The organism is Cognatiluteimonas profundi (assembly GCF_009792795.1).
GTDB lineage: Bacteria > Pseudomonadota > Gammaproteobacteria > Xanthomonadales > Xanthomonadaceae > Cognatiluteimonas > Cognatiluteimonas profundi.
On record NZ_VKHQ01000003.1, the window covers coordinates 59,956 to 73,942 of the forward strand.

12 protein-coding genes and 2 pseudogenes are annotated in these 13,987 nt (G+C 66.9%); 7 read left to right on the top strand and 7 right to left on the bottom strand.

Going from position 1 to position 13,987, the window contains the following annotated elements:
* Positions 1–13 precede the first annotated feature (13 nt).
* Complete coding sequence (locus tag GST15_RS02280) at positions 14–436, top strand: hypothetical protein (protein ID WP_159015650.1); 423 nt, start codon at positions 14–16, stop codon at positions 434–436.
* 21 nt (positions 437–457) lie between these two features.
* Entirely contained in the window at positions 458–2,143 is a 1,686-nt protein-coding gene (locus GST15_RS02285) for a DUF4231 domain-containing protein (RefSeq protein ID WP_159015651.1), read from the top strand.
* Positions 2,144–2,158: 15 nt separating this feature from the next.
* On the opposite strand, the gene GST15_RS02290 is transcribed toward GST15_RS02285, so the two are convergent.
* Positions 2,159–5,308: a WD40/YVTN/BNR-like repeat-containing protein gene (locus GST15_RS02290; RefSeq protein WP_199268698.1), complete on the bottom strand. Its 3,150-nt coding sequence runs from the start codon at positions 5,306–5,308 to the stop codon at positions 2,159–2,161.
* A 297-nt stretch (positions 5,309–5,605) separates the two neighbouring features.
* On the opposite strand from GST15_RS02290, the gene GST15_RS02295 reads away from it, so the two are divergent.
* The gene (locus GST15_RS02295) at positions 5,606–5,845 is read left to right on the top strand and encodes a hypothetical protein (protein ID WP_159015652.1); all 240 of its coding nucleotides are present in this window, start codon (positions 5,606–5,608) and stop codon (positions 5,843–5,845) included.
* Between the two features lie 81 nt (positions 5,846–5,926).
* On the opposite strand, the gene azu is transcribed toward GST15_RS02295, so the two are convergent.
* A complete protein-coding gene (gene azu / locus GST15_RS02300) occupies positions 5,927–6,367 on the bottom strand; it encodes an azurin (RefSeq protein ID WP_159015653.1) in 441 nt (146 codons plus the stop codon).
* Positions 6,368–6,406: 39 nt separating this feature from the next.
* Positions 6,407–7,795: a cytochrome C gene (locus GST15_RS02305; protein ID WP_233263025.1), complete on the bottom strand. Its 1,389-nt coding sequence runs from the start codon at positions 7,793–7,795 to the stop codon at positions 6,407–6,409.
* A gap of 287 nt (positions 7,796–8,082) precedes the next feature.
* Between GST15_RS02305 and GST15_RS02310 the strand changes: the two genes are divergently transcribed.
* Positions 8,083–8,472, top strand: coding sequence for a hypothetical protein (locus tag GST15_RS02310; RefSeq protein ID WP_159015654.1), 390 nt, complete (start codon positions 8,083–8,085; stop codon positions 8,470–8,472).
* 134 nt (positions 8,473–8,606) lie between these two features.
* Entirely contained in the window at positions 8,607–9,782 is a 1,176-nt protein-coding gene (locus GST15_RS02315) for a GGDEF domain-containing protein (protein WP_159015655.1), read from the top strand.
* Between the two features lie 141 nt (positions 9,783–9,923).
* Here GST15_RS02315 and GST15_RS12840 read toward each other — a convergent pair.
* Positions 9,924–10,157, bottom strand: a pseudogene (locus tag GST15_RS12840) (oxidoreductase); the annotation flags it as partial.
* A 232-nt stretch (positions 10,158–10,389) separates the two neighbouring features.
* Between GST15_RS12840 and GST15_RS02325 the strand changes: the two are divergent.
* Positions 10,390–10,656, top strand: coding sequence for a DksA/TraR family C4-type zinc finger protein (locus GST15_RS02325; RefSeq protein WP_159015657.1), 267 nt, complete (start codon positions 10,390–10,392; stop codon positions 10,654–10,656).
* 9 nt (positions 10,657–10,665) lie between these two features.
* Here the strand turns inward: GST15_RS02325 and GST15_RS02330 are convergent, their stop codons facing one another.
* From GST15_RS02330 to GST15_RS02340, 3 genes are all read right to left on the bottom strand, one after another.
* On the bottom strand, positions 10,666–11,136 hold the full coding sequence (locus tag GST15_RS02330; RefSeq protein WP_159015658.1) for an NUDIX hydrolase: 471 nt from the start codon (positions 11,134–11,136) through the stop codon (positions 10,666–10,668).
* Between the two features lie 76 nt (positions 11,137–11,212).
* A complete protein-coding gene (locus GST15_RS02335; RefSeq protein WP_159015659.1) occupies positions 11,213–11,578 on the bottom strand; it encodes a hypothetical protein in 366 nt (121 codons plus the stop codon).
* Positions 11,579–11,807: 229 nt separating this feature from the next.
* Positions 11,808–12,518 carry an rRNA pseudouridine synthase gene (locus tag GST15_RS02340; protein ID WP_159015660.1) on the bottom strand — a complete coding sequence of 237 codons (711 nt, stop codon included), beginning with the start codon at positions 12,516–12,518 and terminating at the stop codon, positions 11,808–11,810.
* Positions 12,519–12,837: 319 nt separating this feature from the next.
* Between GST15_RS02340 and GST15_RS02345 the strand changes: the two are divergent.
* A pseudogene (locus GST15_RS02345) lies at positions 12,838–13,986 on the top strand (PAS domain S-box protein); the annotation flags it as partial.
* Between the last annotated feature and the right edge of the window lies 1 nt (position 13,987).

Below are 13,987 nucleotides of genomic sequence, written 5' to 3' on the forward strand. Positions count from 1 at the left end.
TGGAGAAACGACGATGCCTGCCAACAATCCGACGACCACCACCCTCGACGTGCGCAACAGCGCCACCAACGGCGACGGCTGGACAAACGTCAGCGTCAATGGCACCACCTACAGCTACCAGTATGTCGGTGGCAACATGCCTGGCAACGATGGCTCGGTGCAGTACGGCGTCGGCGGAGGCAACGCAGCCATCACGCTCAAGTTCGCCACGACCACCGACACGCGGTACCAGTTTGTTGGTGACGCGGTCAGCTTCCAGAACGACCCCAACGGGCAACTGAGCACGCACGGCAATGCTCCCCGGACGCGGGTGATCAACGACAGCTGCACCGGCCTGCTGGATGGCTCCTACAAGGTCAACGTCACCGATACCGGAACGACGCCCAACAACCTCATCCCCTGCGATCCGGCCATCAGGAACGTGCCCGCCCGGTAGCGGCGCACACCGCCGATGCCAATGCCGCTGCTCGCCAGCACCCTGGTCGTGGGCGTGACCGGGCACCGCAACCTGCGGGAGGCGGAGGTTCCGCGTTTGCGTGCGCAGGTGCGGGCATTCTTCGAGGACCTGCAGGGTCGCTATCCGGGATTGCCGGTCAGCCTGCTGTCGTCGCTTGCCGAAGGCAGCGACCAGTTGGTGGCGGACGTCGCCTTCGAGCTTGGCTTGAGGGTCATCGCGCCACTGCCGGTGACGGAAGTGATGTACCGGGACGACTTCGAAGAGACCGCGGCGCTCGAGTTGTTCGAGCGGCAGCTGCAGCGCGCGGAACGCCTGTTGTTGCCGATCGCACCCGGCAACGATGCCGCGGCGGTCTCCCGGCCCGGGCCTGCCCGCGACCAGCAATACGCGCGGGCCGGCATCTTCGTGTCCAGCCATTGCCACATCCTGCTGGCGCTGTGGGATGGACGCGGATCCGACCTGCTGGGCGGGACCGCGCAGGTGGTCGCGTTCCATCTGCGCGGCGACATGCCGGGTCCGCTTGAACGCCGTCGCGCCGTGTTGGGGATGCTGGGCCTTGGGGAGGAGACGATCGCCTATCACATCCCCACCGGGCGCCGCGACAGCGCGGACGAAGTGGGCGCGCATGGCTGCTGGCTGACCTGCGACCAGGATTACGTCGAGCACGCGGACATGCCGCCATCCTTCGAGCAGATGTTCCGCAGGCATTGCGAATTCGACATGGACTGGGAGAAGTACGGCGACCAGATCGGCTCGCGACCAGCCACCGTGGTGGTGGAAGGCGACAGCTGCCCGATCCATGCGCTCTTCCAGGTGGCCGACTGGCTGGCGACGACCTACCAGCGACGGGTGGCCAAGGTGTTGCTGGTCACCTACGTGCTGGCGGCGCTGATGGGTTTTTCGTTCGTGCTGTATTCCGACGTCACCAACCAGGACGTGATGCTGTACCTGTTCCTGTTGTTCTTCGTCGCGGGCATCATCGTGACAGCGATCGCGACGCGCCGCGAATGGCACCGCCAGTACATCGATTACCGCGCCCTGGCGGAAGGATTGCGCGTGCAGTCGTTCTGGCGCCGCGCCGGCATCGTCGACATCAGCTCACCGTCGTTCGCGCACGACAACTTCCTGCAGAAGCAGGATGTGGAGCTCGGATGGATCCGCAACGTCATGCGCGGGGCCAGCCTGGACGGGATCCTCAAGCCGACGGCCACGGGTCCGGCGGAAGTGGCCGCCGTGATCTCGGAATGGATCGGCACGGACGATTCTCCCGGACAGCTGCACTACTTCACGGTCACGGCATCGCGGCGCACGCGCCAGCACGCGCGCGCCACGCTGCTCGGCAATACCAGCTTGTGGCTTGGCATCGCGATCAGCGTGGTGCTCGCGGTCTTCGCCCGCCAGCTCGCTGGACGCACCCAGAACCTGATGGTGGCGGCGATGGGAGTGCTCTCGGTTGCCGTCGCCGTGCACGAGGCTTACGCCTACAAGAAGGCCGACAAGGAACTGATCAAGCAATACCGCTTCATGCAGAGCATCTTCAGCGCGGCACGGCATCGGCTGAAGGCGAGCACCTCGCTGCACGAGCAACGCCAGATCCTGCGCACGCTGGGCGAAGCCGCATTGGCCGAGCACGCCGAGTGGACATTGATGCACCGCGAGCGCCCGCTGGAGCACTCGCGGATCTGACCATGCCCGTGGATGTCAGGGCGTCTTCGCCGACGACCCCACGACCAGGCTGAGTTCGGGCCGTCCGGCACCGCGCAATTGCGCGTTCATTGCCGCCAGGTCGGTCGACACCAGTGCCTGCCACAGGCCCAGGGTGGCGTCGAGCATCGGCATCAGCTTGTCGTAACCGGTGATCGCGTCCGGCGACGGCGCGCCATCGGCACCGTCGACGGCATTGCCAAGCTTGCCGAATGCCTGCGCCAGGAAGGCGAACGTCTGCGTGCTCCTGGGTGGCATCGCCCAGGCGTTGTAGGGGTTGACCGCATCGACGTGCCCGTTGCGCTCGACGACTTTTCCATCCAGCGCTGCCAGCGCAGCGTCCAGTTCGCCGGGCGACTTGCGGGCAGCCTTGATCGCCGTATGCAGCTGGGTCGCCTGTGCCTGTGCGGCCGCCAGTCTCACCTGCGCCGCTTCGACCTTGCGTGCGAATGCGAACTGGCGCGTGTAAGTGTCAGCAGGAAGTTTGACGCGCGGGTCGGGCACGACCGTCAGTGGCTGGCGATACGTGTGCCCATCGACGGTCAGTTCGACCGTGTACCGGCCGGGTGGCGCCCATGCGCCCTCGGTGTAGGCGTCGCCAGCGGCAGCGGTCGGCAGCGCCGGATAGCGCAGCGGCCAGATGAACCGATGCAGCCCCGGCGCCGTGGCCAGCACCGACGGCGACGTGAACCATTCCGGCGCGGTGCCGGCTGTCGCAGCCGCGTACGTCGGCGCTTTGTCGGCACTGGAGTAACCGCGCACGAGCTGTCCCGATGCGTCACGGATGGCCAGCTGCACCGGCTGTGCCGGCGTGTCGGCGAGCCGGTAGTCGATGCGCGCGCCGAATGGCGGGTTCTGCGCGGTCGGCTCGTCCTTCGGCAGCGGGGTCCCGGTGAAACCGGCGGGACGCACGCGGATCGCCGTAGACGGTGCGAACAGTCGCGTCGCATCCGGCGACCGCTCCGCAACCATCTGGCGGATCGGCGACAGGTCATCGAGCACCCAGAACCCGCGGCCATGCGTGGCGATGACCATGTCGTCGCCGTGGATGTCGATGTCGCGCACCGAGGTGCGTGGCAGGTTCATCTGCATCGGCTGCCAGTGGTCGCCATCGTCGAAGGACACGTACACGCCCAGTTCGGTGGCCGCGTACAGCAATCCGCGCTGGCCGGGATCCTCGCGCACTGCGTTGACGAAGTCGCCGTCGCGGATGCCGCTGACGATCGACGTCCAGCTCCTGCCGCCGTCGCGCGTGCGATAGAGATAGGGCTTGCGATCATCCAGTCGATGCCGGTCGATGGCGGCGTAGGCGATGTCGGCGTCGAAGTGCGAGGCCTCGATCATGCCGACCTTCGACCAGGCGCCCAGTCCGGCGGGCGTGACGTCCTGCCAGTGCGCACCTTCGTCCCTGCTGCGCCAGACCAGGCCGTCGTCGGTGCCGGCCCAGAGCAGTTTGGCTGCGAGCGGCGAGGGCGCGATGGCATAGACCACGCCGCGCCGTGGCCCGGTGCCGAGGTTGTTGGCGACGGTGGTGTCGTCGAGGTTCGACGGCGTCGCGGGCTGTTCGCGGGTGAGGTCCGGGCTGATCGGGGTCCAGTGCTCGCCGCCGTCAGCGGTGCGGAAGATCCGCTGGTTGGCGTAATACAGCACCTTCGGATCCACCTTCGAGAACGCCAGCGGCAACGTCCACGTGCGTCGGTACAGCGCGTCGGGTTCGGCGAGCGTGGGGTCCACCGAACGCGTCTGCTCGGTGCGCAGGTCGAGCCGGTCGACGCCACCGCCGTAGACGATGTCCGGGTCCCTGGGGTCCGGCGCGATCATGCCGCTCTCGCCGCCGACGGTGACTTCCTTGAACTGCTCCATGGTGATGCGTTCGTTGCCGGTGGCCGCGCTGGGCAGCCCGACCGCGCCCGAATCCTGCTGCGCGCCATAGACGCGATACGGAAACCGGTTGTCGGTGCTGACGTGGTACATCTGCGCCGTCGGCTGGTTGTGCCAGCTGCTCCAGCTTTTGCCGCCGTTCAAGGTGACGATCGCGCCCTGGTCGACGCCGAGGATCTGCCGGTCCGGGTCGGTCGGATCGATCCACAGCTCGTGGAAGTCGTCGCCGGTCGCATCGCCCTGGACCGCATTGAAGTGCGCGCCGCCGTCATCGGAGCGCAGCACGATGGTGTTCATGGCATACACGCGATCGGCATTCTTCGGATCGACCGCGATGCGGCCGAAGTACCAGCCGCGCTGCCAGATGCGGGCGTCGTCGCTGGTCCTGCGCCAGTGCGCGCCGGCATCGTCGGATCGGTACAGGCCGCCCGCGTCGCCATCGACGATCGCGTACACGCGCGATGCGTCGCCCGGCGCGACGGCAATGCCGATGCGTCCGGCGTGATCGGGGAATCCGTTGCCGCGCATCGGCGTCCAGGTGTCGCCGCCATCGCTGGATTTGTAGAGGCCGGAGCCTGGGCCTGTCGCCGGCGGATAGACATTCCACGGCGTGCGCCTGACCTGCCAGAGCGCCGCGTAGATCACCTGCGGATTGCCCGGCTCGAAGGCCAGGTCGATCGCACCGGTGTCGTCGCCCTTGCCGAGCACGCGCTGCCAGTGGGCGCCGCCATCGCGCGAGCGGAAGACGCCGCGTTCCGCATTCGGGCCATACGGATGGCCAAGCGCCGCGACGAAGACCGTGTCCGGATGATTCGGATCGACGATGATCTTGCCGATCTGCTGGCTGTCGCCCAGGCCGGCCTTCACCCAATGCCGGCCCGCATCGCGCGAGCGATAGACCCCGTCGCCCTGTGCGATGTCCGAGCGCATGTCCGCTTCGCCGGTGCCGACGTACAGCACGTTCGGGTCCGAAGGCGCCACCGCGATCGCGCCGATCGCGCCGACCGGCTGCTCGTCGAAGATCGGCTGCCAGCTGCGGCCGGCGTCATGCGTTTCCCACACGCCGCCGTTGACGGCGCCAAAGTAGAAATGACGCGGCTGTCCTGGCACGCCGGCGACCGCCAGCACGCGTCCGCCGCGAAACGGCCCCAGCAGGCGCCAATGCAGGTCGCCGAAATCCCGCGTCGCCGCCCACGCACCGCAGGTGGCGGCGCACAGGCACGTCAGCAGGAGCAGGCGTGCAGGAGTCAAGAAAAGCTGTCGCATGGGGTTCCCGGATGATGGCGATCGCGAGGCCGAACGATAGCAAAGACATGGCGGCCCGACCGGCTTGCGCGTGCGGGTCCCGACTGGAGTCCGTCAGGATGCGACGCGCGTCATGGACGAGGAACACCCGGCTGGTCCAGTCGGGTCAACTCACCGCGAAGCTTTCATTGCGGGCAAGGCAGTTGGTGTGCGACGTGCAGGCACGGCTTGACCGGGGTCAACGCGATGGCTTCCTGCGTCGGTCAACCTGCGCGCAGGGATGCGCCGTGGGCGCCGACGACAACGACGAGGGGCACGATGGAATTCCACATCAGGCTGATCGGGCCGGTAGCGGGGCTTGCGGCAATCGAGGAGGCGATCCAGGCAGCGGATCCATCGGCGCTGGTGGATGTCGACCCTAGCGGCAACACGTTGCGGATCGCGACGTCGATCGATGCAGTGCAGCTGGTCTCGCTGGTCTGCGGGGCGGGATTGCCGATCACGCCGGATCGGGTCCGGCAGTTGCCGTCGATCTGCTGTGGTGGCTGCAGCGGCTGAAAGCGACGGCGCCCCGAAAGGCGCCGCGCGTCATGGCAATGGATCCTGGTCAGCCAATCGATCGTGCGCTCCGCGCAGCGATCATTTCACGATCAGCTGGTCCGTCATCATCCCCAGGTGGCCCGGGGCGGTGCAGAAGAGCTTGTATGCGCCACCGGCCTTCAACTTGCTGCCCGGGAACGTCGTGCTGGTGCTCTCGCCGCCACCGATGATCTTGGTCGACGCGATCACGCGCGTGTCGCCCGGCTTGACATAGTTGTTGGCCAGGCCGGCTTTCAAACCGTCCTGCGCAACGGCCTGGTAGTCAGCCGCCGATGCGATGACCAGGTTGTGTCCCATCGCCTGCGCCGGGAGCTTGCCGGTGTGCGAGAAATTGACGGTGATGGTCTTGCATGTCGACGACACGGTGGCGCTGTGCTGGTCGAACCTCATCGCGTCGTTGGACTTGAGGTCGATCGTGCAACTTTCGGCATGGACGAATCCGGATGCCAGGAATACGGCGAGGAAGAGAAGGGTGCGCATGGGAGGAGTCCTGTCGTGGGGGGAAGGGGCGGCGGGCGGCTACAGCGCCAGCCAGAGATAGGCGAACAAGGTGTTGTTGTCGCTTGCATTGCGGCCGGCGCCATCGACGTTGTGCACCGCGCCACTGAAGCGCGTGTAGAACGTGTACTGCAGCCCGATCCGGATGTTGGCCCAAGGCGCGCCCCAGGAATTGGCCTGGCCCAGTGGGTTCCAGTCAAGCTCCATGGTGCCGCCCTGCGTGTTCGGCGACCGGGTATCGCCGTACAGGATGGTGTCGGCGCTGCCGTTGTTGGCGAATGCGCCCAGCGTTGCACCCCATGTATTGCGGTACCAGTAGCTGCCATTGATGTTGAGTGCCTGCAACGAGTTGCGCAGGTGTTCCGCGCCGCCGGCATCGAAGGTCGCGTCCAGGTGCTGGCGCTCGTCGACGTACAGGGCGTTCACGGTGTAGGTGTGCGTGCCATCGCCGAAGTTCTGGTAGCTGGCGTCCACGCCAAGATCGCGGAAGCGGTCGGACGGGCCTCCAAGCGAAATCACGTTGCCAACGGGATCTTCCCCCGCGAGTTGGCGGCGGGCGTCGAGCGCGAAGCCACCGACTTCCAGGTTTCCGCCCCAGATATCCCAGGTGCGCGCGATGCGCGCGTAGGGTGCGGTCTTCGACAATCGCCCGTCATAGTCGGCGTTGACATGCCCGAGGAAGGCCGGTGACAGCGTGCGGAATCCGCCTGCCTCGATGTACCAGCTGCCGTCGATCTGGGTATAGGCACTGGCCCCGATGACCTGGCCCCCCAGCCCGCCGAAGAGGATCGGTGCGGCCGGTGCACCAGGCGCCAGATCGGGCGCCATGTACGGGTATTGCCAGGCTGGCGCGGTGTTGAAGACGTCGCTGAGCGTCGGGTTGTTGCTGACCGTCAGGCCCCAGATGCCGTTGTGGCGGGCGCCGCTGAAGGTGCGCGCGTAGCGGAGCTCGGCGTTGTCCCAGCCCACGATGCCGCTGGCCTGTTCGTACGTGGCCTGGACGAAGGCGCCCAGGTGGTCACTGAGCCGGCCGGCGAAAAACAGCGACGCCTGCTCCAGCTCGGTGTTGTCGTTGCGGCTGAAATGCTTTCCGGGTGCTTCGGATTGCGCCTTCTGTGTATGCGTGAACGACTCCACCATCATCGCCGACAAGGGCAGTTTGGCGTCGTCGCCGACCTTCAGCGTGTATCCGGAGAGCTTGAACTGGCGACCGAATGGCGTCAGTTGCGGCCCGAAACCGCCAACGTGGCATCCGCTGCAAGGCTGCTGGGTCTGCCTGGCGTAGGAGGGCACCGCCTGCGCAGGCGGTGATTGCAGTGACAGAAACGAAAACAGCAGCAGGGCGACAGCCTGTAATGCAGTGGCGTGCCCGTTGCGTCCGCCGGCGGCGGTCTTGCGGCTGGTGCTCATCGATTCGCTCCCCCGGCCACGCGGGACTGCGTGCCGGCAAGACAACGGTAGTCCCTTTGTCCGCCCTGCGGTTTGATCCGCGTCAATCCTGGCGAGGGTGTCGTGGCCGGCGGCGCGCGGGCGACGCGTTTGTTGATGGACTGGGGCGGCAGGTGTGCCGGGCTGGGAGCCCATGTCCCCGGATGGCAGTCGGTCAAAGGCCGGCTTGATCTGGATCATCAACGGATGCCCGGCAAGGGGCCAGCATCCGTCAGCAAGGTCCCTGAAGGGCCAACGACAGGTGCGACATGCATGTTTCCGTCTACCGTTGCCGCGAGGCCTATCTGCTGGTTCCCACGTGCTTCCTGCCGTCGATGGAGGCCACTGCCGTGCACGGTCCCGCGCGATACCGCGGAACCATGCGCATCTCCGGAGCCATCGTCGACGCCCTGGTCGCGTCGATGGACGCCAAGGCCTATGTGACGCTGGCGCTGGATCATCCGATGACGAGGAGTCCGGAATTTCCCTGCGCGCTTGTTGCCGTTGGCAGTGAGTTGGGTGGGATCGAGCGCCGGCGGTCGGTGAAAGTGCAAGTCCTGGGCCCGTTCGGCCACATGGCCATGCAGGAGCCCAACGAGCGTCGTGGCGGTGATGTCACTGCGGATCGGCGGGGTCACTTCGCGCATCGATCTGCCTGACCGGCTCCTGGGCGCGGTGCCCAGAGGTCTGGCCACGAGCGTGGTTGCGCCGACATTCCTGGCCCTTCACGCGCCTGCTTGTCGAATGTCGATAATGGCCGCGTCAAACAGTCGCATGGGGAGACTGATTGGACATGCCAGAGCACCCCGCGCCCGCGGTGTCCGAAGCGGACCCGGGGACGGCGACCCGCCGCAAGCCACCAGGTCGTCTTTCCGCGTTTGCGCTGGGGGCCGATCCGCGCAGGCGCATCCGGCTGACGCAATGGTTGATCGGCACGCTCGCCTACGCCGCCAGTGGCCTGGTGCTCTGGTTCGGCCTGCGACTTGGCTGGATGGATGCCAGTCGCCTGGTTCCCTGGTGCATCTTCCTGGCCACCGTCCTGGCGGTGATCTATGTCGCGCTGCGCAGCGGCTGGAGCGAGCGCTTCAGCGACCCTGCGCTGACCGTCGAACAACTGATGCTGGGCGTGATCGGCGTCGAGTGGGGATACCTGATCTGCGGGCCGGTGCGCAGCGTCACCTTGTTCCCGCTCCTGTTGATCTTCACGTTCGCCGCGTTTTCATTGAGCTGGCGCAAGATCGCGCTGCTGACCGCGCTCACCCTCGCCAGCCTCCTCGGGACGATCATGGTCGGCCATGCGCTGGAGCCGGGCGTCGATACCTGGTCGCTGCGCGACGCGAACCTGCGGCTGGACCTGATCAATTTCCTGATGATCTCGATCATGTTGCCGGCGCTGTCGTGGCTGGCGGCACGATTGTCATTGCTGCGCATGCGCCTGCAATCCCAGCGCACCGAGCTGATGCAGGCGCTGGAGCAGGTGCAGCGGCTGGCGACCCATGACGCGCTGACGGGCCTGTGCAACCGGCGCCACATGGAGCACCGGCTGGGCGAGGAGCAATCACGGGCGGAGCGACAGGGCACGCCTTTCAGCGTGGCGCTCATCGACCTGGACCATTTCAAGCGGGTCAACGACGCCCACGGACACGCCGGCGGCGACCGCGTGCTGCAGGCCTTTGCCATCGTGGCGCAACGCAACGTGCGTGGTTGCGACCTCGTCGCGCGCTGGGGCGGGGAGGAATTCCTGGTGCTCATGCCCGGCAGCGACGCGCCCCAGGCGCTCGACGCCATGGAGCGGCTGCTGGATCACGTGCGCGGGATGCCGCACGACGCCGGGGATCCGCCACTGTCGTTTTCAGCCGGCGTCGCCCAATACCGACTGGGCGAGGACACCGCCCAGACGATCCTGCGTGCCGACCAGGGCATGTACGCGGCCAAGAACGCGGGCCGCGGCCGCGTTCTCGCCGGCTAGGCCACCACGTCGTCGATGGCGGGCTCCAGCGTCGGGTAATCGACGTAACCCTTCGCGCCGCCGCCATACAGTGTCTCGCGTGCGGGCTGGTTGAGCGGAGCGTCGGTTCGCATGCGTTCGACCAGGTCGGGATTGGCGATGACCGGGTGTATCCAGATAGCCCTGGCCGAGCGGACTGACCTGCGTCGCCTCGCTGATGATGAGTCCGGCACTGGCGCGCTGCCCGTAGTACTCGATGGCCATGGGCGTCGGCACGCGGTCGCCGACGGCGCGATTGCGCGTGAGCGGCGCCATCACGATGCGGTTGGCCAGCGGGATGGATCCCAGGTGGGTCGGGGTGAACAGTGGGGAAGCTGCGGTTGCAGTCACGGACATGGGATTCCTTGCAGGCGATGAAGGACGCCAGCATCCATTCATGGGTTCGCGGCCGACGATCGCAGCGGCCATGGATGCAACGCTGCGTTTGATCCACGCAGGCATCACCGGATGCAGTCGACGTGCGGGCGATGCGATTCACGCCGACCATCGGTCCCCAGGCGGCTGCCTTGTGTTCACTCCGGACGTCTTATCCTGTTACCGGTCAGTGTTCGAACAACGGAGGGACACCATGGCAACCGGTTGGGCAAAAGAAGGCGCCGTGCAGGAGCAGATCGATGCGACCGTGAAGGACGCCATCGAGCGTGCCCGCAGCCAGCTGCCGCAGGGTCCGGGCCTTGAACGTTGCGAGGAATGCGACGCCGGCATTCCGCAGGCGCGCCGCGAAGCGGTCCCGGGCGTTCGCCTGTGCATCGCCTGCCAGGAAGCACACGACCAGGAGCAGGGCCATGCCAGCGGCTACAACCGCCGCGGCAGCAAGGACAGCCAACTGCGCTGACGCCGACGATCAATCCGGCGCATGCCCTTGCAGCAGCGCCAGGCGATCGAGGAAAGGCAGCTGGCCATCGAGGATCCTGCGTCGCGCGACCGGCAACGAAAACCACTCCACGCGGTCGATCTCCGGAAACGACGCCAGCTGCCCGCTGCGCGGCGGCCATTCCATCCCGAATGGATTGCTGCGCAGCGACGTCACGTCGAAGTCGCCTTCCAGCGCGAAGGCTTCCACCTGCTTGCCACCGCGCTGGCGGACAGTCCCAAGGGTTTGAAGGACACCGTCCGGCGCCACGCCGGTTTCCTCGGCGAACTCCCGTCGCGCGGCGACATCTGCAGCCTCACCGGGTGCGAGTTCGCCCTTGGGAATGGACCACGCGCCATCGTCGCGATGACGCCACAACGGCCCGCCAGGGTGGGCAAGCAACACCTGCAATTCGCCATCGCAATGCTTGAACAGCAGGATGCCGGCACTTGGATTGGGCATGGAGCGGTGAGCCTGTGGCGGTGGCGCGACAAGTCGCTGCAGCGCGCTGGGGTCGGTGCTAATGGATATCAGCGGATCAGGAGGACGGCCCACGGTCCGCATTCGTCTTCGGACGCGTTGCGCGCGATGGCGGACGCCGTTGGCGCGGTCGGGCCTGCGGGGCGTGGCGTGCGGGTTCGGTGTTCATCGCCGCCACGTCGGCCAGTTCCGCGGTCCAGTCTTCGACGAAGCATTGCATCTGGTCGGCAAGCCAACGGCTGTGACGGGCATCGGCGGGCAGGACCGAGGTCGCGCGCTCCGCATCGGCGCGAACCGCATGCCACGCCTCGAGCAGGGCCATCGGATCGGGCTGCAACCGCAGCATCGCCCGGAGCATCAGATGCTGGACCGCACACTGTGCCTGCAGCAGTGCCAGTGTTTCTTCGATCTGTTGTCGTTCCATGTCCGCTCCACGACGTCCACGGGCAGCCGCGTGCGCTGCTTGGGAACCGCTGGACGCTGCCCCGCGTGTGTGGTTGCGGGGCGGGACTTTCAAGGGTCGGCGAGGGAGCCTCTCGTCGACGTGAAGGGAATGTCAGCGCATTGCCGCGGAGCACTGCCGTGTCCGTGATGCTGATCCGGCTCGCGCAGGCGGGATCGTCAGCCCGGCTGACGTGCAGCAGGTCGGTGTTTCAGAAACGCGCGCCTGCAGGCAGGTGGCGCCACTCGCCGACGGGCAGTTTGCCCAGCGGAATCCGGCCCACCCGGATCCGGCGCATCCACACCACGCCAAGGCCGACCGCCTCGCACATGTGGCGCAGCTGGCCGGGCCGCACGTCCTTGATGGCAAACCGCAACCGGACTTCGTTCTGCCAGCTGACCTTGCACGGCGGCAGCGAACGGCCCTGGTACTGGAGGCCATTGCACAGGCGCGCGATCCCGTACGGCACCGGGTCGCCCGAGATCTCGATGACGAATTCCTGTTCGATCGCGGCGTAGTCCTCGGTGAGCCGTCGCCAGATGCGCCCATCCTGCGACAGCACCACCAGTCCGCTGGCGTCGCTGTCGATCGGCATCAGCGCGGTCAGCCCGTGCAGGTGCCGTTGCAGCAGCCGCACGCCGGAATCGTCGGTTGCGCTGCGGTTGGCCGCGGTGATCGCCCCTGCGGACTGCGTTGCATCGAATCCCGCCGGCTTGTGCCAGACGATCGTCGCCGGCTCGATCGCGTTGAGCTGCGCGTCCTCGGCGACGGTCACCTGCCCGGAGGTGACGGAAGTACCTGGCTGCTCGCAGACGACGCCATCGATCGACACCCAGCCGCCATCGATGTACTGCTGCGCCTGCGCCCGCGAGCAACGCATCAGCTCGGAAACCCGCTTGTCGAGGCGAATCGGGTCGGTCATGGCCAGTCTTGTGCGGGGTGTTGCAGTGTAGTGAGCGCGGGCGGTGGTGTCCGCGCGTGACCGCGACGCCGGGCTGCTGGGACCGCCCAGCCATGCGGACCAGGCGGTCATATGACGCTTTCAAGCGTGACGAGCGTCACATGTTGCCCTGGGGGTCCCCGCACCCCGGTGCATGCGCCTTCACGCCCCTCATCGGTACACTCCGCCGGATGCGCCACGGCTTGTTGGTGGCCTTCCAACCAACGATTGCAACCAGTGCAGTCCCGGAGATTGCGTGAGCGGGAGAGACATCAGCTGCGAGCCTGTCGGCAACGCCGCCATGCCGGCACAGTCGGGTGAGATCCGGGCCCCGCTTGGCGAGAGCGAGCGCCAGTTCCGGCTGCTCGTGCAGGGTGTCACCGATTACGCCATCTACATGCTGGACGTGAACGGCAACATCGCCAGTTGGAATGCCGGCGGCGAGCGCATCAAGGGCTATCGCGCCGAGGAAGTCATCGGCCGTCATTTTTCCTGCTTCTACACGACCGAGGACCGCGATGGCGGTGAGCCCGCCTATGCGCTGGCCACGGCCATCTCGGAGGGGAAGTATGAGAAAGAAGGCTGGCGCGTTCGCAAGGATGGAACGCGCTTCTGGGCCAGCGTCCTCATCGACCCCGTGTTCGACGACGATGGCACCCTTGTCGGATTCGCCAAGATCACGCGCGATGTGACCCAGCGGCGGCAGCAGGCCGAGGCGCTGGAAGTCGCCCAGCAGGCGATGTTGCAGGCACACCGGATGGAGGCGATCGGCCAGCTGACGTTTGGCGTGGCCCATGACTTCAACAACCTGCTGACGGTGATCACCAACAGCCTGGACCTGATCAACGCCGACAGCGGCGATGCGCAGCGCGTCCGTCGACTGGTGGCCGTGGCGCAGCGCGCAGGCGAGCGCGGCTCGCTGCTGACGCGACAACTGCTCGCGTTCTCGCGCCGGCAGACGCTCAATCCCGAAAGCCGCGACCTCAACGCAGTGCTCTATTCGGCCGAATCGGTCCTGCGTCGCGCCGTCGGCGACAACGTGCAGATCGAACTCAGCCTGTCGCGCGCGCTGGGGCTGGTGGACGTGGATGTCGGCGAGTTCGAGGCGGCGATGCTCAACCTGGTCGTCAACGCGCGCGATGCCATGCCCGATGGCGGGCGCATCCTCGTGCGGACGCGCGAGTACGACGTTGCGCCCGGGGACGCGCTGGGGCTGGAGGGCGCCGGGAAGCCCGGCAGGTACGTGTGCGTCTCCGTCGAGGACACCGGCGTGGGCATGACGGAGGACGTGCGCGCACGCGCGACGGAACCCTTCTTCACGACCAAGGATGTCGGCAAGGGCAGTGGACTGGGATTGAGCCAGGTCTATGGCTTCGCGGTGCAGTCCGGTGGCTACGTGGACATCGACAGCGCGGTCGGCGGCGGGACGGTCGTTCGTTTCTACCTGCCCG